18 protein-coding genes are annotated in these 21,791 nt (G+C 66.5%); 11 read left to right on the plus strand and 7 right to left on the minus strand.

Annotation, left to right across the window (positions count from 1 at the left end):
- Positions 1-89: 89 nt before the first annotated feature.
- The 9 genes from AC20117_RS16075 to AC20117_RS16115 all read left to right on the plus strand — a co-directional run bounded on the left by AC20117_RS16075 (position 90) and on the right by AC20117_RS16115 (position 9,477).
- A complete protein-coding gene (locus AC20117_RS16075) occupies positions 90-791 on the plus strand; it encodes a hypothetical protein (RefSeq protein ID WP_074698628.1) in 702 nt (233 codons plus the stop codon).
- A 56-nt stretch (positions 792-847) separates the two neighbouring features.
- Complete coding sequence (ligA, locus tag AC20117_RS16080) at positions 848-3,109, plus strand: NAD-dependent DNA ligase LigA (protein ID WP_236777344.1); 2,262 nt, start codon at positions 848-850, stop codon at positions 3,107-3,109.
- A gap of 69 nt (positions 3,110-3,178) precedes the next feature.
- Complete coding sequence (locus tag AC20117_RS16085) at positions 3,179-3,667, plus strand: DUF2087 domain-containing protein (RefSeq protein WP_074698624.1); 489 nt, start codon at positions 3,179-3,181, stop codon at positions 3,665-3,667.
- Positions 3,668-3,738: 71 nt separating this feature from the next.
- Positions 3,739-4,440, plus strand: coding sequence for a hypothetical protein (locus AC20117_RS16090; RefSeq protein WP_074698622.1), 702 nt, complete (start codon positions 3,739-3,741; stop codon positions 4,438-4,440).
- Positions 4,441-4,525: 85 nt separating this feature from the next.
- Positions 4,526-5,020, plus strand: a complete 495-nt coding sequence (locus tag AC20117_RS16095; protein WP_074698620.1) for a GNAT family N-acetyltransferase — start codon at positions 4,526-4,528, stop codon at positions 5,018-5,020.
- 59 nt (positions 5,021-5,079) lie between these two features.
- Positions 5,080-5,376, plus strand: coding sequence for an Asp-tRNA(Asn)/Glu-tRNA(Gln) amidotransferase subunit GatC (gene gatC / locus AC20117_RS16100; protein WP_074698618.1), 297 nt, complete (start codon positions 5,080-5,082; stop codon positions 5,374-5,376).
- A 4-nt stretch (positions 5,377-5,380) separates the two neighbouring features.
- The gene (gene gatA, locus AC20117_RS16105) at positions 5,381-6,910 is read left to right on the plus strand and encodes an Asp-tRNA(Asn)/Glu-tRNA(Gln) amidotransferase subunit GatA (RefSeq protein ID WP_101632623.1); all 1,530 of its coding nucleotides are present in this window, start codon (positions 5,381-5,383) and stop codon (positions 6,908-6,910) included.
- The gene (gene gatB / locus AC20117_RS16110; RefSeq protein WP_074698616.1) at positions 6,910-8,424 is read left to right on the plus strand and encodes an Asp-tRNA(Asn)/Glu-tRNA(Gln) amidotransferase subunit GatB; all 1,515 of its coding nucleotides are present in this window, start codon (positions 6,910-6,912) and stop codon (positions 8,422-8,424) included. The genes gatA and gatB overlap by 1 nt, the downstream gene beginning before the upstream one ends.
- Positions 8,425-8,514: 90 nt before the next feature.
- The gene (locus tag AC20117_RS16115; protein WP_236777345.1) at positions 8,515-9,477 is read left to right on the plus strand and encodes an aminoglycoside phosphotransferase family protein; all 963 of its coding nucleotides are present in this window, start codon (positions 8,515-8,517) and stop codon (positions 9,475-9,477) included.
- Here the strand turns inward: AC20117_RS16115 and AC20117_RS16120 are convergent.
- From AC20117_RS16120 to AC20117_RS16150, 7 genes are all read right to left on the minus strand, one after another.
- The gene (locus AC20117_RS16120; protein WP_074698614.1) at positions 9,416-10,471 is read right to left on the minus strand and encodes a glycosyltransferase family 4 protein; all 1,056 of its coding nucleotides are present in this window, start codon (positions 10,469-10,471) and stop codon (positions 9,416-9,418) included. The two genes, AC20117_RS16115 and AC20117_RS16120, sit on opposite strands and share 62 nt — an antisense overlap.
- Before the next feature lie 14 nt (positions 10,472-10,485).
- On the minus strand, positions 10,486-12,642 hold the full coding sequence (locus AC20117_RS16125) for an amylo-alpha-1,6-glucosidase (protein WP_074698612.1): 2,157 nt from the start codon (positions 12,640-12,642) through the stop codon (positions 10,486-10,488).
- 259 nt (positions 12,643-12,901) lie between these two features.
- A complete protein-coding gene (locus tag AC20117_RS16130) occupies positions 12,902-13,303 on the minus strand; it encodes a DUF779 domain-containing protein (RefSeq protein ID WP_074698610.1) in 402 nt (133 codons plus the stop codon).
- Positions 13,304-13,305: 2 nt separating this feature from the next.
- Entirely contained in the window at positions 13,306-14,829 is a 1,524-nt protein-coding gene (gene exaC / locus AC20117_RS16135; protein ID WP_074698608.1) for an acetaldehyde dehydrogenase ExaC, read from the minus strand.
- A 164-nt stretch (positions 14,830-14,993) separates the two neighbouring features.
- Positions 14,994-16,523 (minus strand): DHA2 family efflux MFS transporter permease subunit, encoded by a 1,530-nt coding sequence (locus AC20117_RS16140; protein ID WP_074698606.1) that lies wholly within the window; start codon positions 16,521-16,523, stop codon positions 14,994-14,996.
- A 19-nt stretch (positions 16,524-16,542) separates the two neighbouring features.
- Positions 16,543-17,889: a GAF domain-containing protein gene (locus AC20117_RS16145; protein WP_074698604.1), complete on the minus strand. Its 1,347-nt coding sequence runs from the start codon at positions 17,887-17,889 to the stop codon at positions 16,543-16,545.
- 149 nt (positions 17,890-18,038) lie between these two features.
- Positions 18,039-19,247 carry a cytochrome P450 gene (locus tag AC20117_RS16150; protein ID WP_236777346.1) on the minus strand — a complete coding sequence of 403 codons (1,209 nt, stop codon included), beginning with the start codon at positions 19,245-19,247 and terminating at the stop codon, positions 18,039-18,041.
- A gap of 272 nt (positions 19,248-19,519) precedes the next feature.
- On the opposite strand from AC20117_RS16150, the gene tdh reads away from it, so the two are divergent.
- Both tdh and AC20117_RS16160 read left to right on the plus strand, forming a co-directional pair.
- Positions 19,520-20,566, plus strand: a complete 1,047-nt coding sequence (tdh, locus tag AC20117_RS16155) for an L-threonine 3-dehydrogenase (protein ID WP_074698602.1) — start codon at positions 19,520-19,522, stop codon at positions 20,564-20,566.
- Between the two features lie 10 nt (positions 20,567-20,576).
- On the plus strand, positions 20,577-21,791 hold the full coding sequence (locus tag AC20117_RS16160) for a glycine C-acetyltransferase (RefSeq protein WP_074698601.1): 1,215 nt from the start codon (positions 20,577-20,579) through the stop codon (positions 21,789-21,791).

Consider the following 21,791-nt stretch of genomic DNA (forward strand, 5'->3'; position numbering starts at 1 on the left):
AAACAACATCGTGCCCACGGCCGGCTCAGCGGCTGTTAAACGTTGCACGATCTGCACGATCAAAACGAGCGACCATAGGGGGACCAGCAGTGGCCGAAGTCAGCATCGAGTTCTGCGGTGAATGGTACGACGCCGGGGACGACGACGTATTCAGGATCGGCCGCGAAGGCGACCTGGAAATCGACGACAATCCGTATCTCCACCGGAAGTTCCTGGAGATCTGCCGGTACGAGAACATCTGGTGGCTGGCCAATGTCGGCTCGATGATCTCGGCGACGATCGCGGACACCAGCGGGGGCATGCAGGCCTGGCTGGCGCCGGGGGCGCGGATTCCCATGGTCTTCAGCCAGACCAACGTGGTCTTTACGGCCGGACCGACTACCTATGAGCTCTCGGTGCACGTCAAGACACCGTCCTTCCGGCAGGAAGCCCGGGACCACGACGCGGTGGGGGAGACGACCATCGGCCCGGTGATCTTCACGGATTCGCAGAAGGCACTCATTCTGGCCCTGGCCGAGCCCATGCTCAAGCGGGACGGTACCGGCCTGAGCTCCATCCCCTCCTCCTCGCAGGCCGCTGCCCGGCTGGGGTGGCCGATGACCAAGTTCAACCGCAAGCTGGACAACGTTTGCGACAAGCTGGACCGGGTGGGCGTGGCCGGGCTCCGGGGCGGCGGCGGAAAGGCGGCCACGAACCGGCGCGCGCGGCTGGTGGAACACGCGGTCACCTCGCATCTGGTGACCGCTGCGGACCTGCCGCTGCTGGAGACCCAGCGGGATCCCGAAGACTGACCCGCTTGTCGCGGTGGATCCCGGCCATGGGCCATGCTTTAGGGCAAGATAGTTCCGTGAGCAAAGTGGAAGTGCAGGCCAATGAAATCCCCAGTGACGCCCTCCGGGACGAGTACGAGCAGCTGACGGAGGACGTCCGGCGCTACCGCTACGCGTACTACAACGAGGACGCCCCGCTGGTCTCCGACGCCGAGTTCGACCGGCTCTACCGGCGGCTGGAGGAAATCGAAGCGCTGCACCCGGAGATGGTGGCCAACGATTCGCCCACCCAGGAAGTCGGCGGCGAAGTGTCCGCAGCCTTCACTCCGGTGCAGCACCTGCAGCGGATGTACTCGCTGGAGGACGTGTTCTCCCTCGATGAGCTTCAGGTGTGGATTGACCGGGCGTCGTCGTCGGTCGAAAAGCTGGGCCGCGCGCAGGACCTGAAGTGGTTGACCGAGGTCAAGATCGACGGCCTTGCCGTGAACCTGCTCTACCGCGAGGGCGAACTGGTCCGGGCCGCCACCCGCGGCGACGGCCACACCGGGGAGGACATCACCCACAACGCGCTGACCCTCAAGGACATCCCGCGCCGCCTCAAGGGCAAGAACCTGCCGGCCGAAGTGGAGATCCGGGGCGAGGTCTTTATCCCCTCCAAGGCGTTCCTGGAGCTGAACGAGAAGATGGTGGAGGCCGGCAAGGCGCCCTTCGCCAACCCGCGCAACGCCGCCGCGGGATCCTTGCGGCAGAAGGACCCGGCCCTGACCGCGCAGCGGCCGCTGAGCATGTTTGTCCACGGCATCGGCGCGCGCGAGGGCCTGTCCGCGGGCAGCCAGTCGGAGACCTACACGCTGCTGCAGGAATGGGGCCTGCCCACCAGCCCCTACTTCAAGGTGCTGGACAGCTACCAGGAGGTGCTGGAATTCATCCAGCATTTCGGCGACCACCGGCATGACCTGCTGCACGAGATCGACGGCATTGTCGTCAAGGTCGACAATTTCGGGCTGCAGCGGGGCCTGGGCCACACGTCGCGGGTGCCGCGCTGGGCCGTGGCCTACAAGTATCCGCCGGAGGAAGTGCACACCAAGCTGCTGGACATCCAGGTCAACGTGGGCCGCACCGGCCGGGTCACGCCGTACGGGGTGATGGAACCGGTGAAGGTGGCAGGTTCCACCGTCGAGATGGCAACCCTGCACAACCAGGACGTGGTGAAGGCGAAGGGCGTGCTGATCGGCGACACCGTGGTGCTGCGCAAGGCCGGGGACGTGATTCCGGAAATCGTGGGACCGGTGGTGGCGCTGCGGGACGGCTCCGAACGCGAATTCGTGATGCCCACCGAATGCCCGTCCTGCGGCACGCCGCTGGCGCCGGCCAAGGAAGGCGACGTGGACATCCGCTGCCCCAACGCGCGGTCATGTCCCTCCCAGTTGCGTGAACGCGTGTTCCATCTGGCCGGGCGCGGCGCGTTCGATATCGAGGCGCTCGGCTGGGAAGCGGCGATCGCCCTCACCCAGCCGGCCGAACCGGAGCAGCCGCCGCTGACCACCGAGGCCAACGTCTTCGACCTCACCCCGGAGATGCTGGCGGACGTGAAGATCGCCCGCGAGAAGAAGTCCAAGGGCGTGGCCACCGGCGAGATCGAACTAGTGCCCTACTTCTACACGAAGGGGACGCCCAAGAAGCCCTCAGAGCCGAGCGCCAATACGCGCAAGCTTTTCACCGAGTTGGAGAAGGCCAAAGGCCAGCCGCTGTGGCGGGTCCTCGTGGCCTTGTCCATCCGGCACGTGGGACCCACCGCCTCCCGCGCGCTGGCGACGGCATTCGGGTCCATGGACGCCATCCGGGCGGCATCGGAAGAGCAGCTCGCGGACGTCGACGGCGTCGGACCGATCATCGCCCGCGCCCTCATCGAGTGGTTCGAGGTGGACTGGCACCGCGAGATCGTAGACACCTGGGCAAAGGCCGGCGTGCGGATGGCCGACGAGGTGGACGAGAGCAAACCCCGCACGCTGGAGGGGCTGACCATCGTGGTGACCGGCTCGCTGGAAAACTTCAGCCGGGACGAGGCCAAGGAAGCTATCATCAGCCGCGGCGGCAAGGCCTCCGGCTCCGTGTCGAAGAAGACGGACTACGTGGTCGCGGGGGAAAGCGCCGGGTCCAAACTGGACAAGGCCGAGCAGCTGGGCCTGCACGTGCTCGACGAGGGAGGCTTCGTCAAGCTGCTGGAAAACGGTCCGGATACAGTCGTGGCCGGTCCGGCAGAAACCAGCCCGGCAGGAACCGGCGCAGGGGATGCCGACGCGGCCGAGTCCGGTCCGGAAGGTGCCGGCGAAAGCTGAAGCAACGCGGAGACTGAAGCGACGTGCAAACTGAAGCAATGCGCAGGCTGAGCCGAAAGGAAGGGCGACATGGATCGTGACGGTCAGCCGGATACGCCGGTCAGCTGGCAGGCCATCATGGCCGCGCTGGCAAGTTCCAGGTTGCGCGAGCTCTATGCCGCCTTCGTCCTGGGCCAGCAGCCTGCCCTCTCGGCCAAGGAACGGCAAAAGCTGCTGGACAGTTCCTTGCTGAACGACGACGGCGGACGGCTTGTGGTGAACGAGCACGCCTTCAAGGCGGCGCTGGCCGGTGCCCGCCGTCCCGAGCCCGAAGGCGCGGAGCGCTTCCTCCTGGCGGGCCGGATCGAGGGGCTGCCCAAGCGGGCGACGGACCGCCTGAAGCTGTTCGAGTTCCTGATCCCGCAGATCATCGGCCCTGATGCGACGCTGACGGAGAAGCAGCTGAATGCGAAGCTCGCAGCTTTCACCGATGACGTGCCCCTGCTCCGGCGCGCCCTGGTGGACTACGGCTATCTGGACCGGGAGCGTGACGGCAGCGCCTACCACCGCGCCCGCTGACAGCGCCCGCTGACACCGTCCAGCCATTGAGCGGGCGGAAGCCGGATGGCACGATGGAAGGGTGAGCGGGCATGAATGAGTTTTTTGCCGACTTTCCCTGGTGGTGGGCCATCTGGATCGGAGTCGCGGTCTTCTCCGGTGCGGGCAAGAAAATGTCGCACGTGAAGAAACGCCACCGCCGGAAAAACGAACGCCGGCGCGTCGAAGCGCGGGCGGAGGCCGAACAACGCCGGCAGGCCAAAGCCTGGGAGGCGCAGCGCCTCAGCGACATCGAAGCCCTGATGGCGGACCATGACCGGGTCAACGCCCGCTGGCTGGAATACGAGCTGGACGTCGCCAAGCTGATCGACCACCCGATGATGTCCGACGTGCGCGAGCCCCTGACGGTGGACTTCCTGCGCGCCAAGCGGGTGGCCGACGCGCTGCGGCCCGGCAGCGCCGCCGAAATCACCACCGACGCGCGGCTGCTGGAATACCGCGACGCCGTCCGCGCCTTCGAGCTGGCTTTCGAGATCGCTGAACGCGAGGCCCGGCGGATCAAGGACCAGCACTTCAGTGGACCCGAACGCCAGCGGCTCATGACCGCCCGAAGGCTGCTGACGCTCGCCGTCGACGAGGCGGCCACGGGAGCCGAACGCCAGCTAGCCTACCTGCGGGCCCGCAAGGAGTTGGACGGCCTGCTCGCCCTGCCCGAGGAAGCCATCGCCGCGCTGGAGCAACGCATTGCCCCGCAGCTGGCCCCGCGGGCACAGTGGCCTGAACCACTCCGGTAGCCGGCCACAGCGCGCGGTGAGGCAGAATTGATAGGCGGCCGCCGCCGTCGTACTTCCAATTGACCCTTGAGGACTGCATTACCTGATGAGCATTACCATCCGCCCGGCCACCGCAGCCGATTACGACGACGTTGCCCGGATCACGCGGGAGGCCTACGTCCACGGCGGGCACATTGCCGAGGGCGACGGCTACCTGGACATGCTCGGTGATGTTGCCCACCGCGCCCGGCACGCCGTCGTCTGGGTCGCCGAGCTGGACGGCAAGGTCGCTGGGTCCGTGGCGCTGACCTTCGAGGGGCAGGAGTACTCCGATATTGCGCGGGCCGGGGAGCTGGAGTTCCGCATGCTGGCGGTGGATCCGGCGATCCAGCGCGCCGGGATCGGCCGGGCCATGGTGGAGGCCATCGTCGAGTACGCCCGCACCGTGGAGGGCATCCACGCGGTCAGCCTCACCAGTATCGAAAATATGACCAACGCGCACCGGCTGTATGAATCGCTGGGCTTCGAGCGGATCCGCGAGCGGGACTGGAAGCACGAGGACACCGGGCTGTTCGTGTTCGTCAAGACACTGGAATCCTGAGCACCGGGCCAAGAAGTAGACTGTTTCTAGAAAACCCAATCCATTCGCGTAGGAGACTCATGTCTGAGATCAATCGTGAGGCCGTGGCGCATCTGGCGCGGCTGGCCCACATTGAGATGACCGCAGGAGAGCTGGACAAGATGGCCGGCGAACTCGACGTCATCGTTGACTCGATCAAATCCGTCCAGGAAGCGGCCGGCCCCGATGTGCCTGCCACTTCGCACCCCATCCCGCTGGCCAACGTGTTCCGTGAGGACGTTGTCGGCGAGACCCTGACCCAGGAGCAAGCGCTCTCCGGTGCACCGGATTCGGCCGACGGCCGCTTCAAGGTCCCCGCCATTCTGGACGAGGAGTAAAGACATGAGTGAACTGACCCGACACAGCGCTGCCCGGCTGGCGGAAATGCTGGCCGCCAAGGAAGTCACCTCCGTGGAGGTCACCCAGGCGCACCTGGACCGCATCGCCGAGGTGGACGGCAACATCAACGCCTTCCTGCACGTCAACACCGAGGAAGCGCTGACCGTTGCCGCGGACGTGGACAAGGCCCGCGCCGCCGGCGAGGACCTGCCGGCGCTGGCCGGCGTGCCCATCGCCATCAAGGACCTGATCGTCACCGTCGGCCAGCCCACCACGGCCGGCTCGAAGATGCTCGAGGGCTGGATGAGCCCGTACGACGCCACGGTGATTAAGAAGATCCGCGCCGCCCGGATGCCGATGCTGGGCAAGACCAACCTGGACGAGTTCGCGATGGGTTCCTCCACCGAGCACTCCGCGTACGGCCCCACCCGCAACCCGTGGGACCTGAGCCGCATTCCCGGCGGGTCCGGCGGTGGCTCCGCGGCCGCCGTCGCTGCGTTCGAGGCGCCGCTGGCGCTGGGCACAGACACCGGCGGCTCCATCCGGCAGCCCGCCGCGGTCACCGGTTCCGTAGGCGTGAAGCCGACGTACGGCGGGGTTTCCCGCTACGGCGCCATCGCCATGGCCTCCTCGCTGGACCAGATCGGCCCGGTTTCGCGTACGGTGCTGGACTCGGCGCTGCTGCACGAGGTCATCGGCGGCCACGACCCGCATGACTCCACCTCGCTGACCGATCCGGTGGGCTCGCTGGTCGAGGCCGCGAAGACCGGAAACGTTGCCGGCATGAAGATCGGCGTCATCAAAGAACTGCAGGGCGAAGGCTACGACGAGGGCGTGCTGGCACGCTTCCACGAGTCGCTGGAGCTGCTGCGCGACGCCGGCGCCGAGATCGTCGAGGTCTCCTGCCCGAACTTCAAGTACGCCCTGGGCGCGTACTACCTGATCATGCCCTCGGAGGCTTCCTCCAACCTGGCAAAGTACGACGGCGTCCGGTTCGGTCACCGGGTACTGCCGGCCGAGAGCCCGCTCACCATCGAGCGCGTCATGGGCGCCACCCGTGCCGCCGGTTTCGGCGACGAGGTCAAGCGCCGCATCATCCTGGGTACCTACGCGCTGTCCGCCGGCTACTACGACGCCTACTACGGCTCGGCGCAGAAGGTCCGCACGCTGATCCAGCGCGACTTCGACGCCGCGTTCGCGCAGGCCGACGTGCTGATCTCCCCGACCTCCCCGGTGCCGGCGTTCAAGCTGGGGGAGAAGCTGAACGATCCGCTGGCCATGTACCTGAACGACGTTGCCACCATTCCGGCGAACCTGGCCGGCATCCCGGGCATCTCCATTCCGGGCGGCCTGGCCGACGGCCTGCCGGTGGGCATCCAGTTCCTGGCGCCCGCCCGCGAGGACGCCCGCCTGTACCGCGCCGGCCACGTGCTGGAAACCTTGCTTGAGGAAAAGTGGGGCGGCCCGCTGCTGTCCCAGGCCCCCGACCTTCGCCAGTTCAGCGGCGCCGAAACCACTTCAGGAGCCAAATAATGTCTGCTGTCACGGAAGAGATCCTGTCCTTCGAAGAGGCCATGGAGAAGTACGATCCGGTGCTCGGTTTCGAGGTCCATGTGGAGCTCAACACCAAGACCAAGATGTTCTCCTCGGCACCCAACGTGTTCGGCGATGAGCCCAACACCGCCATCACCCCGGTGGACCTGGGCCTGCCCGGCGTGCTGCCGGTGGTCAACAAGGCCGCCGTGGAGTCCTCCATCAAGATCGGCCTGGCCCTGGGCTGCAAGATCGCCCCGTCCTGCACCTTTGCCCGGAAGCAGTACTTCTACCCGGACACGCCCAAGAACTTCCAGACCTCGCAGTACGAGGACCCGATCGCTTTCGATGGTTCCATCGACATCGAGCTCGAAGACGGCACGGTCTTCACGGTGGAGATCGAGCGCGCCCACATGGAAGAGGACGCCGGCAAGCTGACCCACATGGGCGGCGCCACCGGACGCATCCAGGGCGCGGATTTCTCCCTGGTGGACTACAACCGCGCCGGCGTGCCGCTGGTGGAAATCGTGACCAAGCCGATCGAGGGTGCCGGTTCCCGCGCCCCCGAACTGGCCAAGGCCTATGTCGCCGCTATCCGCGAGATCGTCAAGAACCTGGGCGTTTCCGACGCCAAGATGGAACGCGGCAATGTGCGCTGCGACGCCAACGTCTCGCTCCGCCCGCACGGGCAGGAAAAGTTCGGCACGCGTTCGGAGACTAAGAACGTGAACTCGCTGCGCGCCGTCGAACGTGCCGTGCGCTTCGAGATCCAGCGCCACGCTGCGGTGCTGGACTCCGGCGAGAAGGTTGTCCAGGAGACCCGCCACTGGCACGAGGACACCCGCTCCACCACCTCGGGCCGGCCCAAGTCTGATGCCGATGACTACCGGTACTTCCCGGAGCCGGATCTGCTGCCGGTGGTAACCACCGAGGAGTGGATCGAGGAACTGCGTGCCCAGCTGCCCGAGCCGCCAGCCGAGCGCCGCAAGCGCCTGAAGACGGACTGGGGCTACTCGGACGCCGAGTTCCGCGACGTGGTCAACGCCGGCGTCATGGATGCCATCGAAGAGACCATCGCCGCGGGTGCCTCCGCCGCCGTGGCCCGCAAGTGGTGGATGGGCGAGGTTTCGCGCCGTGCCAAGGAAGCCGAAGTGGATCCCGTGGACGTCGGCGTCACGCCCGAGCTGATCGTGGAACTGGACAAGCTGGTCCAGGCCGGCAAGATCAATGACAAGCTCTCCCGCCAGGTGCTCGACGGCGTCCTCGCCGGCGAGGGCACCCCGGAAGAGGTCATCGAGAAGCGCGGCCTGGCCGTGGTTTCCGACGACGGCCCGCTACTCGAAGCGATCGACGCCGCCCTGGCCGCCCAGCCGGATGTCGCGGAGAAGATCCGCGGCGGCAAGGTCCAGGCAGCCGGCGCGATTGTCGGCGGCGTCATGAAGGCTACCCGCGGCCAGGCCGACGCCGGGCGTGTGCGCGAGCTGATCTTCGAACGCCTCGGCGTCCAAGGCTAGCCCTTCCCCTCACCCGATCGAGTGAGCAGATAACGCCCTTCCGGCACTCCGGAAAGGGCGTTATCTGCTTACTGGATGGAAAATGGTCGAATGGCCCTCATGCCCGCTGCGGACATCGACGTGACCGAGCCGCTGGTCCGGCGCCTGCTCACCGAGCAGTTCCCGGACCTGGCCGGGCTGCCCCTGCGTCTGGCGGCCAGCGGCTGGGACAACACCATCTTCCGCCTCGGCAGCAACCTGGCGGTCCGGCTGCCCAGGCGCGAGGCCGCCGCGCACCTGATCGAGCACGAACAGCGCTGGCTGCCCCAACTCACCGTCGGCCTGGCCATGCTCACACCTACTCCGGTCCGGTGCGGGACGCCGTCGTCATTCTTTCCCTGGCCTTGGTCCGTCACCCCGTGGATTCAAGGTACGACGGCGGCCGCGCAGCCCCTTTCCGCCCGTCGGGCCTGGGCGGCGGAACTGGCCAATTTCGTGGACGGCTTCCAGCAGCCCGCTCCCGCTGACGCACCCGCCAATCCCGTCCGCGGCGTGCCCCTGCGCATGCGGGACGAGCATGTCCGTCGGCGGCTGGCCGGTGGACATGTTCCGCGGGCCCGCGAGGTCGAGAGACTCTGGAGCTCCCTCGAAGCGCTGCCACCGTGGGAAGGTCCCGCAATCTGGCTGCACGGGGACCTGCACCCGGCCAACCTCGTCACGCAGAGCGGGATGCTGGCAGCGGTGATGGACTTCGGCGACCTGACCGCAGGGGATCCCGCCACCGACCTGGCCGCGGCCTGGCTGGTCTTCGATCCAGAGGGCCGGCGGATCTTCAGGGAGCACCTGGACGCCCGCCGCGAGATCGGCACCGCCACCTGGCAGCGGGCCCGCGCTGGGCGCTGGTCATGGCGACGGCGCTGCTGGCACATTCCGATGACAACCAGGCCTTCCGGCGGTTGGGCCACGACGTGCTGGCACAGGTGCTCGACGGCTGATCCCGCCGGAGGCAGCTTCAGACGACCACGATGGGACTGCTGGCGCGGCGGCGCGCGCCCTGGGCGACGATGTCGCTGAAGAACCGCAGATGTTCCTCCGCCATGCGCGCGGCGCTGAAGTATGTCTCGGTGACTTGGCGGCACCGCCGCCTGTCCAAAGTGTCCGCCTGCTGAAGCGCGGCGGCGAGCTGGTGGTTTCCGCGGCGCAGGAAGCCCGTTACGCCGTCCTCGATGATTTCCGGAGCGGAACCTCGCAGCGTGGCGATGACCGGCGTACCCGTGGCCATGGCCTCGATCATGACCATGCCGAAGGGCTCGGGCCATTGGATGGGGTTCAGCAGGGCGATCGAACCGCCCAGCAGTTCATACTTCTCCGGGGCCGTCAGCTCGCCCAGGAACTCGATGGGCGGCTTCAGTTGGGGTCTGATGGCGGCGTCGAAAAAGTCGCGCTCTTCGTTTTCCATCACCCGTGCGGCGATGCGCAGCGGGACGCCGGCTTCGCGGGCTATCCCGATCGCCTGCAGGGGGCCTTTGTCCGGATGCATCCTTCCGAGGAAGCAGGCATAGCCGCCGTCGCCGTAGCCCAGTGGAACCGTTGACGCCTCGATGCCGTGGTGGATGACCTGGCGGACCGATACTTCGGGAGCGGAGACCGCCTGATGGCGGGAGATAGCGATCAGCGGGGTATGGGCCGCGATGGCGCGGTAGACAGTGCGGAATGCTCCCGTGAGGGGGCCGTGGGCTGTGGTGACCAGCGGAACACCCGGCGGCCGGTGGCGCGACAAAGGTCCGGCGAGCGTATGGTCGTGGATTATATCGACGCCGTCCAACGCCTCATGGGCCAGGACCACATGGGTCAGTTCGTCCACGGCGGCCCCTAGGGTGCTGATCTGCCGCGAGGGCAGTCCGCACACTTTCGGTACCGGGCAGCCGCTGTCTTCTGCGGCCACCAGCCTGACCTCGTGCCCGGCGGACATGAACTCCCGGGCCAAGGAATCGATTACGGCCTCGATGCCCCCGTAGCCGCATGGCGGGACAGCGATCCAAGGTGGGGCGACAATTCCGATGCGCATATGGTGCTCCTGCGCTAGTTTCCGGTGTTGCTTGCGTAGACATCCAGTAGATCTGCCAGCGGCTTGCGCGGTTTCCGGTGCAGCTCAATGGACTCCGGAATGCCGTCCACCTGGGTCTGTCCGTCCGCCACGGTTACGGAAATGCGTGCGCCTGCCAGCGGCAGATTGGTGACGCGGAGTGCTCCCAGCTCGGCCGGAATCTGCGGTGCCAGCCAAAGTCCGTTGTGCGTCATGCACGGATCGAACCTCAGCAGCATCCGCATGAGATGTACTGGCGCGGCCGCGGCCCAGGCTTGCGGTGAACAGGATGTTGGATACGGAACAGGCACCGGATACGATTCCCGGTCCAGCCCGCAGAACAGTTCCGGCAGCCGCCCGCCGAACTGTGTTGCCGCATTAAACAGGGCTAGGACAATCCGCTTGGCCTCGTCAATGAAGCCGTAGCGCATCAGTCCGCCGGCAATGAGGGCGTTGTCGTGCGGCCACACTGACCCGTTATGGTAGCTGGCCGGGTTGTAGGCACCCATATCCGAGGCCAGCGTTCGCACGCCCCAGCCGCAGAACATTTCGGGGGACATCAAGCGCTGCGCTACCAGCGGGGCCTTGTCGTTATCCACGATTCCGCTCCACAGGCAGTGCCCCATGTTGGAAGCACAGGAGTCCACCGGGCGTTTGTCGTGGTCCAGGGCGATGGCGAAGTAGCCGCGGTCCTCAAGCCAATACTGCTCGTTGAATGCCCTTTTCAGGTCTGCCGCCCGGGATCCCCAGTGGGCCGCCAGTCTATTGTCGCCGGCAGACTGTGCCATCAAGGCACGGCTGATGTAGGCCGCATAAACGTAGCCCTGGACCTCGCACAAGGCGATCGGGGGCGAGGCCAGTCGTCCATCAGCGAAATTGACGCCGTCCCAGGAATCTTTCCAGCCCTGGTTCAGCAGACCCTTGTCGGTGGCCCTCGCGTACTCTACGAACCCATCGCCGTCGATGTCGCCGTACTGCGTAATCCAATCCAGGGCCTTGTCGACCGCGGGCAGGAGGGAACCTGCGACTTCGGGCCAGAAGCCCCAGCGGGTCAGCTCGCCGGCCAGCGTGACGAACAGCGGCGTCGCGTCCACGGATCCGTAATAGGCGTTGTCGCCGCCCAGCAGCTGGCCGGCGCTGGCTCCGAACCGGACTTCATGGAGGATCTTTCCCGGCTGCTCTTCGCTCCGCGGATCCACCTCTGTGCCTTGCCGCTCGGCCAAGGTCTGTAGTGTGCCGAGGGCCAGTGACGGATCAAGGGGCAGGGTCATGAATGACGTCAGCAGCGAATCCCGCCCGAAGAGCGCCATGAACCACGGCGATCCCGCCGCCACTACTACTCGGCCGGGATGATCCGGGTCGAAAATGCGCAACGACCCAAGGTCAGCCTGGCTCTGTTCGAGCACCTTCTCGAAGTCCTTGTTGTCCATCCGGGCCAGCGGAACGTTCCTGCGCCATTCCATTAGCCGTTCCTCGGGCAGGGTCGAATGCACCTGCACGCGCGGATTGAGGTCGTCCAGCGAACGGCTCCGGTCCAGGTCCGGCAGGGCCGTGAATGATCCCGTCCATTTCTGCTGCGGCGGGATCACTACGCTGTAGCTGATGCGGTTCCCGGCGATCTCGGCGCCCTCGGCGGCGACGACTATCCTGGCGGTGATCGGCAGGCCCTCGGACTCGATGATCAGGTTGTCCGTGTGCCGCTCGGCCGGCTGGGCATGGGCAACCTCCTTCAAGCCGGCTTTCACTTCGAAAAGGTCGGCGAAATCCGCGCCAACGGTCAGCTGAACCTGGCAGGCCGCGGGTTCCCTGGAGTGGTTGGAGACGGTCACATCTTCGTGGACCCCGTGGTTCAGGCTTCGCCGGCGCTCGACCAGCAGATTGCTGTCGGCGAGGCCGTCCGTCCGTTCGGCCCGGCCGATAAAGACGGCGCGGTACGGATCGTAAAGGATGGCTTCCAGCGGCTCGACCGGCCGGCCGTTGACGGACAAGGACCAGTCCGAAATGAACCGCGTGTCGCGGTAGAAGAATCCGTGCGGCCGTTCCGGATTCATATCCCCGTTGGCGAAGGAAATGCAGAAGGACGTTCCCTGCAGGAGGGTCACGGCGCCTTCGCCGGCGGAACCGGCGGTGTTTTCTTCACTCCAGCCGGTCATGACGCGGCCGTTCCGGATACCAGGGCTGTGAAACGTCTATCCACTGCGCTTCGGAGCGTGTCAGCTGAATGAACAATCACGCGCAACTTGCCGTCCACAGCATGCTCCGTCAGGTAGGTTTCCTCTACCCCCACCTAACATGGAAGCACCAAAAGCGACCGGTGGAAAGACCTCTGTCGAAAGTCCGTAGCTCTCCTTCACGAATCGCACGGACGGCGGCCGCGCCGCAAGGCACAGCCGCCGTCCGCTCCGAAATAACTCAGCTCATGGCGTCGATCAGGGTGGACCGGATCAGGAACCGTTTGCCTTCCGGAGCCTCCACCGAGAATCCGCTGCCGCGGCCATCGACCACATCGACGGTGAGGTGGGTGTGCTGCCAGTAGGCGAATTGCTCCCGTGACATCCAGAAGTCAATCGAACCGCACCCGGGCAGTTCAAAGACCCCCAACAGCACATCCGCCTCGGCCGTAATGAACTCGCCGGCCGGATAGCACATCGGTGAGGAGCCGTCGCAGCAGCCGCCGGACTGGTGGAACATCAGCGGTCCGTGGATTCCCCACAGCTTCTGCAGCAGTTCCACCGCGGCCGGTGTCAGCGCTACCCGGGAAAAATCTTCCCCGGGTATCGCTACCGCGGCGTCGAGATTGACGAGGTCGGCCATGTCTAGAAGAAGCCGAGCTTGTTCTCGTTGTAGCTGACCAGCAGGTTCTTGGTCTGCTGGTAGTGGTCGAGCATCATGGCGTGGTTCTCGCGGCCGATGCCGGAGGACTTGTAGCCGCCGAAGGCTGCCCCGGCCGGGTAGGCGTGGTAGTTGTTGACCCACACCCGACCGGCCTGGATTTCGCGGCCGGCGCGGTAGGCCACGTTGCCGTTGCGGGACCATACGCCGGCACCGAGGCCGTAGAGCGTGTCGTTGGCGATCTGAAGCGCCTCGGAGTAGTCATTGAACCGGGCCACGGAGACCACCGGGCCGAAGATCTCCTCCTGGAAGACGCGCATGTCGTTGGTGCCCTCGAAGATGGTCGGCTTGACGTAGTAGCCCTCGGCCAGGTCGCCGTCGAGGATGTTCCGCCCGCCGCCGGTGAGGATCTTCGCGCCTTCCTGCTTGCCGATGTCCATGTAGGAGAGGATCTTTTCCAGCTGGTCGTTGGAGGCCTGCGCGCCGATCTGGGTGGTGGTGTCCAGCGGGTTGCCCTGGATGATCTTCTCCGTGCGGGCCAGCGCGTCCGCCATGAACGAGTCGTAGATCGAGCCCTGGACGAGCGCGCGGGAGGGGCAGGTGCAGACCTCGCCCTGGTTGAAGGCGAAGAGCGCGAAGCCTTCGAGTGCCTTGTCGTAGAACGCGTCGTTTTCGGCCGCGACGTCGGAGAAGAAGATGTTCGGGCTCTTGCCGCCGAGCTCCAGCGTGACCGGAATCAGGTTCTGGCTGGCGTACTGGCTGATCAGGCGGCCGGTGGTGGTCTCGCCAGTGAACGCGATCTTGCGGATCCGCGGGCTGGAGGCCAGCGGTTTGCCGGCCTCGACGCCGAAGCCGTTGACCACGTTGAGCACGCCTGCGGGCAGGATGTCGGCGATCAGTTCCATCAGCACCAGGATGGAGGCAGGGGTCTGCTCCGCAGGCTTAAGGACGACGGCGTTTCCGGCCGCCAGCGCGGGGGCTAGCTTCCACGTGGCCATCAGGATCGGGAAGTTCCAGGGGATGATCTGGCCGACTACGCCGAGCGGCTCGTGGTAGTGGTAGGCGGTGGTGTCGTCGTCGAGCTGGGAGAGCCGGCCCTCCTGCGCGCGGATGGCGGAGGCGAAGTAGCGGAAATGGTCCGCGGCCAGCGGGATGTCGGCGGCGAGGGTCTCGCGCACGGCCTTGCCGTTGTCCCAGGTCTCGGCGACGGCGAGCATCTCCAGGTTGTCTTCGATCCGGTCCGCAATCCGGTTCAGCACGGCGGCGCGCTCCGCCACGGAGGTTTTGCCCCAGCCCGGGGCCGCCTTGTGCGCGGCGTCGAGGGCCAGTTCGATGTCTTCAGCGGTGCCGCGGGCTATTTCACAAAAGGGTTTGCCGGTCACGGGGGAGATGTTCTCGAAGTACTGGCCCTTGGCCGGGGCGACCCATTCGCCGCCGATCCAGTTCTCGTAGCGCGGCTTGAAGCTGACCTTGGAACCATCCTGGCCCGGCTGTGCGTAAACAGTCATTGCTAACTCCTTCAGCGTGGTTTGAGCGCGTCATCGTCGACTCCCGCTCATGCACCACAGCCTAGGCGGCGCAACGTTGCACCAAGGTTGCATGATGGATCGGCGAGGTGACGGGGGAAGCACAGCCACGGCACTCGGTGCCTGTTACCCGCAATCGGAGCCTGTTACCGCTGCCGGCGCGGGGTTCCGGCCCGATGTCCTGCTGCCGAGCCTGGTGTTCCGGATGCAGGTTCTCCCCAGCCGGAGACAGGCTGCGGCCGGGCGAAGAAGAGTGTCACTACGGCACCGGCCAGTGCCACAGCTGCCGGCAGCAGCAGGGACTGGGCCATCGCCGTCGAAAATCCTGCATGCAGGAAGTCCGGCAGGACCGCGGCTCCGGCCTCGGCCTGGGCTCCGGAAACAGTCGCGCCGCGGGGCAGTTCCTCGGCGAGCCGCGCCTGCATCAGGGCTGCGATGGAGGCGCTGCCCAGTACCGCGCCGATCTGGCGGGTGGTGTTGTAGACACCGGAACCGGCTCCGGCGTCGGCCGGCTGCAGGTTCCTCGTGGCGGTGGTGGACAGCGGGCCCCAGACACAGGCGTTGGCCAGCCCCAGCACCGCCGCGGGCAGCAGAAGCAGGGCCACCGCCGTCGTCGGTGTCATGAGCAGGGCGTACCAGCCCAGGCCGCCGGCCATCAGCACCAGCCCCGCCGTGGCGAAGAATTTCGGATTGACCTTGTCGATGGTCCGGCCGACCAACGGTGCCAGTACAGCGGAGATGATGGCGGTGGGCGCGAGCATGAGCGCCGACTGGGTGGGGGTGAGGCCGCGGACGCTCTGGAAGAAGAAGATCAACGGCAGGGACATGCAGGTGACGGCGAAACCCACCGTGGTGATGCCGCCGTTGGCCAGCGAGAAATTGCGGTCCCGGAAAATCTTCAGCGGCAGCAGCGGTTCCTTCCGGTTCCGGGACTGCCACACGACGAACCCGGCCAGGATCAGGAGCCCGGCGAGGATGAGGCTCCAGACCGTGACCGGCCCGGCGATCGTTGACCAGTGGTAGGTTTCGCCCTGCTGGATGCCGAAAACGAGCAGGAACATTCCGGCGGCGCTGAGCAGCACGCCGGCGAGATCAAAGGTGTGCGAATGGGTGGGCAGGGCAGGGACAAAGCGCCAGGCCATCAGGAAGCCCAGCAGGCCCACCGGGATGTTGACGAAGAAAATCCATTCCCAGCCCAGCGAGTCCACCAGCAATCCGCCGAGGATAGGACCGGTCAGCGCTGCCAGTCCGGCTACCGCGCCCCACAGCCCCATTGCGGCCCCTCGCCGGTCCGGTGGGAAGATCCGCGTGATGACGGACATCGTCTGCGGCGTCATCATGGACGCCCCCAGCCCTTGGAAGACCCGCGCCAGGATCAGCATCTGGATGTCATTGGCGAAACCGCACCAAGCCGAGGCCGCCGTGAACAGCACGAGTCCGGTCAGGTACAGGTTTTTCGGCCCGAAACGGTCGCCCAGCCGGCCGGTGATCAGCAGCGGCACGGCATAGGCCAGCAGGTAGGCACTGGTCGCCCAGATGACCGAGTTGATATCGGTCTGCAGGCCGCGCATGATCGCGGGGTTGGCCACCGAGACAATCGTCGTGTCCACGAGGATCATGAAGAACCCGATGACCAGTGACCAGAGTGCGGGCCAGGGGCGGCTGACGTTATCCACCGCTGGAACTTACCACGGCTCAGCGCAGTTCGGCCTCGAGCCGTTCAAGATGGGCGACGACGGCGGTGCGCCTCGGCGAACGTGCCGGGAGGACGCGCAGGGCCCTGAGCCAGGCCTCGGCGTCGTACTCTGTTTCCGGCAGCTGCAGGTAACGCAGCAGTGTTTCCGCCGAGGCATCGCTGAGCACGGCTTCGCGAAGGTTGGCACTGACCTCCTCGCGGAAGCGGACGATGCCGGGGGCCTCCGAATTGGGCAGCAGCGCACCCTGGTAAATGTTCAGCGCCAGGCGGTGGGCACCGCGCTGCAGGTAGTTGAGCACCTGGCGGGCGTCGAGGATCAGCTCCTGCGGCAGCCGGTACGGGCGGGACTGCGGAACTGCATCCGGGTTGGCCGAACCGATGAGTTTGCGCAGCCGGACCATTTCGGCCCGCAGAGTGGTGCTCTGGGCATCCGGATAGAGCAGGTCGGCGAGCGCGTCCGCGGTCAGGCCGCGCGGATGCAGGGCGAGCAGCGTGAGGATCTCCGTATGGCGCAGGGACAAATCCAGCACATGGCCCTCCAGGCTCAGCTGGCCCTGGTCCCGGCCGGTGATGGACAGCGTGTTGCTGTAGAGCCGGGGCCGCGGAGTCCGGCCCGCGGCCTGCACCTTGCGCAGCGGTTTGGCTGTGGCTGTGGGCTGTGCCTGTCCGCGCTGCAGGCGTTCAATGCGCAGCTGTGCCTCCGCTGCGGCCACGGTGGCCTGGACCAGGGAGAGAGTGTGCGGGGCGACCGCTTCTTCGCGGCCGGTGATGTCCACGACGCCGAGCACGGCGCCCGAATCAGGATCACGCACCGGGACGGCGGTGCAGCTCCAGGGATGGACAATGCGGCTGAAGTGCTCGGCCCCGGAGATCTGCACGCCTCGGCCCAGCGCGAGCGCGGTGCCCGGGGCGCTGGTGCCCACGGTGCCTTCGGACCAGTCGGCGCCGGCAATGAAGGTCATTTTTTCGGCCTGGCTTTTCAGCCGGGCATCCCCGTCCACCCAGAGCAGCCGGCCGTTCTCGTCGCCGACCGCCACCAGCATGCCGGTGTCATGGCTGGGCAGCACCAACAGGCGGTGGATGACGGGCATGATCGCCGCCAGCGGGTGGCTCAGCCGGTACTCCTCCAGCTCTTCGTCCACCAGGTCCACGCGTGCCAGCGCGTCCTCCGGATCCGGGACCAGGCTCATGGAGCGTTCCCAGGATTCGCGCACTACCTGCCGTAAGCCGGACAATGTGGCTGTGCCGGCGCGGGGCATGGTGCGGACCGCGTCGTCGAGGAGTTCGTGGGCAGCGTAGGCCCGTTGCTGGACAGGCCCGAAGGCCGATCGGACGTGGGAATGCACCGTTGCTCCGCTCGCTGAGGTCAGCCACCAGGTCTGGAGGAGAAGTAGTGGCGTGCCTCACAGTCTACCCAGCAGCGCAAGGTAAGGCGCCGCCGTCGTTCGCTGTCTCCAGTGCCACGGTAAACAAGCCCGCCGCGGCCTCCGCTTGCTCATGCCGGGATGAGCCGCAGCGGGAGGGAATCCCAGCCCTTGAGCGTGTTATGCAGGTAAGGGACCGGTTCGCCGGCCGGCTCCAGGCGCTCGACGTGCTCGGCGAGCCAGCCGAGCACCACTTCCATTTCCAGCCGCGTGAGGGGTTGGCCGACGCAGCGGTGGATGCCGTTGCCGAAGGCGATCATGCTGGCGGCATCGCGCTCGATGCGGAATTCACCGGCGTCCGGCCCGAACTGCGCCGTGTCCCGGTTGGCGGATCCGAGGAAGAGCACAATCTTCGTATCCGCCGGAATCGGGATGCCGCGGAACACCGTACCGGCGCCGGTGGTGCGGAAAAAGGACTGGAACGGCGAGTCGTACCGGAGCACCTCGTCGATGGCGAACTTCACCAGCCGCGGATTCTGCCGGAGCTTGGCCCACTCGTCCGGGTGTTCGGCCAGGAGCTTCAGCGCGTTCCCGAGCCCGATCACGGTGGTATCCAGCCCCGCGGAGAGCAGCGCCCGGACCAGCAGCGGCGCCGCTTCCGCACTGATGTCCCCGGCATCGGCGCGGTCCCATAGCTGTGCGCCGAGCCCGCCGGGTGCCAGCTTGGCGCGTGCGGTATGATCCATGACCCATTCGAAGGTGCCCGCGCCCTGTTCGATGAAGTGCTGCTGGCGTTCGTCCTCCGGGCCGAAGTAGCTGAAACTCATGGCGCCCTGGCTGATCAGGTTTTCCGCCCGGCCCTCGCCCGGAATGCCCACCGCGTCGCCGAAAACCCGAAGAGGGTAGACCTGGGCCAGGTCCTTAACGCCGTCGATCTCCCCGCGTGCCAGCAGTTGCGGCAGCAGTTGCGCGGCGAAGTCCTCGAACCCGGCGCGCAACGCACGTGTGCCCTTGGGTGAGATGACCGAGGCCATGGCCTTGCGCAGCTGGGTGTGGACGGGCGGGTCCGAATCCAGGATGCCCTGCGGTTTCCAGGACGGCTCCTTGTGCAGGTTCTTCGGACCCACGCCGGCGCCGTTGATGAACGTCTGGTGGTCTGCCAGGATGTCCCGGCATTCCTCGTAGCGGGCGAATGCGAGCACGTTGTATTTCTGCAGGTAGACCGCCGGCCCGGCCGCACGCATCCGCTCGAACAGCGGGTACGGATCCGCCAGGTTGTGGTCCGAATACGGGTCATCGCCCAGCACCTGGACACCGGGGTACGCCAGCACTTCGGTCACATCGGCCTCACTTTCTCTGCAGTCCTGCTGACAAGTTATCGCCCAAACGCCCCGATCACTAGCCGCAACCGCCCCATGTTGATAACTAACGACGGCGGCCGCCACCCGCCGTCGTTAGCTTGCCGCCGTTCAACACCGCGACGGGATTCAATGTCCCAACTGTCCTACCCCTTAAGTAGAGTGGTTCCATTGCGTGTCCGCGGTCACGTGAGGGTGCCGGCGATCCCGGTCCGCCCGCGGGCCGCGGCGATCCGAATCGGAAGGAAGTGTCAGTGAAGGCGCTGTTCAAGTCCGGGCCGCAGGCCGGCTTCGAGCTCGTTGACCGTCCCGAGCCGCGAACCGGCGAGGGCGACGTCAAGATCAAAGTGATGACGACCGGAATCTGCGGGACTGACCTGCACATCCAGGCGTGGGATCCGTGGGCGCAGGAGAACATTCCCACGCCGCTGATCCCCGGGCACGAGTTCTACGGCGAGGTGGTGGAAACCGGCAGCCTGGTCCGGGATGTCCAGGTGGGGGACCGGGTCTCCGGCGAGGGGCACATTGTCTGCGGCACCTGCCGAAACTGCCGCGCCGGGCGGCGCCAGATGTGCATCCGGACCGTCAGCGTCGGGATCCAGCGGGACGGGGCCTTCGCCGAGTATGTGGTGATTCCGGAGACCAACGTCTGGGTGCACCGCGATCCATCCATCACGCCTGAGCTCGGCGCGATATTCGATCCGTTCGGCAATGCCGTCCACACCGCCCTGAGCTTCCCGCTGGTCGGCGAGGACGTGCTGATCACCGGGGCCGGGCCGATCGGGCTGATGGCGATCGCCGTCGCCCGCCACGCCGGGGCCCGCAACATCGCTATTACCGACATCTCCGCCTCCCGGCTGGACCTTGCCAAGCGGATGGGCGCGGACATGACCATCGACGTCAGCCATGAACGGATGGCCGAGGCCCAGGAGCAGCTGCGCCTGACCGAGGGCTTCGACGTCGGGCTGGAGATGTCCGGCCGGGCCAGCGCGCTGCGGGAAATGATTGACAATATGACCCACGGCGGGCGGATCGCGCTGCTGGGCCTGCCCACCGAAGACATCGCCATCAACTGGGGCAAGGTGGTCACGCACATGCTCACGCTCAAGGGCATCTACGGGCGGGAAATGTTCGAAACCTGGTACGCGATGAGCGCCATGCTGCAGTCGAACCCGGTGCTGCACGAGGCCATTTCGGGAGTCATCACGGACGTGCTGCCGGCCGCCGAGTGGGAACGGGGCTTCGAATCCGCCCGCCACGGTACCGGCGGCAAGGTTGTCCTCGACTGGAGAAGGATCTAAGGAGCTTCGCATGTACTCTGCCCTCAAGGACCAGCTGGCCGCGGAACTGGAGGAAATCCGCGCCGCTGGGCTGTTCAAAGCCGAACGCCGGATCAGCTCTCCGCAGTCCAGCCACATCACTGCCGGCAGCCTGGACGGCCCGGCCCGCCAGGTGCTCAACTTCTGCGCCAACAACTACCTCGGGCTGGCCGACCACCCGGACATGATCGTCGCGGCCAAATCGGCGCTGGACGAGCGGGGCTTCGGCATGGCCAGCGTGCGCTTCATCTGCGGTACCCAGGACCTGCACCTGGAGCTTGAACGCCGGGTCTCGGAATTCCTCGGCACGCAGGACACCATCCTGTTCTCCTCCTGCTTCGACGCAAACGGAGGCGTCTTCGAGTCCCTGTTCGGACCGGAAGACGCCATCATTTCGGACGCGCTGAACCATGCGTCCATCATCGACGGCATCCGGCTGTCCAAGGCGGCCAGGTTCCGCTACGCCAACCGGGACATGGCAGAGCTGGAAGCCAGGCTCCAGGAAACCGCGGCAATGAACGACGGCGGCGGGTCACGTCGTAAGATCATCGTCACCGACGGCGTCTTCTCCATGGACGGCTTCCTCGCCCCGCTGCAGGACATCTGCACGCTGGCCGAAAAATACGATGCACTGGTCATGGTGGATGACTCGCACGCCGTGGGGTTCATGGGCGCCACCGGTGCCGGTACGCCCGAACACGCCGGAGTGTCGGACCGGGTGGACATCTATACCGGGACCTTCGGCAAAGCCCTGGGCGGCGCCTCCGGCGGATACGTTTCGGGGCGCGCGGAGATCGTGGCGATGCTCCGGCAGCGGGCCAGGCCCTACCTGTTCTCCAACTCGGTGGCCCCGGCCATTGTCGCCGCCACGCTCCGGGCGCTGGAGCTGGTCCGCGAATCCGGTGAACTGCGCTCCCGGCTGCAGGAGAACGCGGCCCTTTTCCGCCGCCGCATGGCCGAGGAAGGTTTCGAGCTGTTGCCCGGCGAGCACGCGATCATCCCGGTGATGTTCCACGACGCCGTGCTGGCCGGCAAAGTGGCGGACCAGATGCTCGCCCACGGTGTCTACGTGACGGCCTTCAGCTACCCGGTGGTTCCCCAAGGTGCCGCCCGGATCCGCGTGCAGCTGTCCGCCGCCCACAGCCCGGACGACGTCGAAGCTTGCGTGCGCGCGTTCGTCGCCTCGCGGGACGCGGTAGGCCGGTAG

The sequence above is a fragment of the Arthrobacter crystallopoietes genome, assembly GCF_002849715.1.
GTDB lineage: Bacteria > Actinomycetota > Actinomycetes > Actinomycetales > Micrococcaceae > Crystallibacter > Crystallibacter crystallopoietes.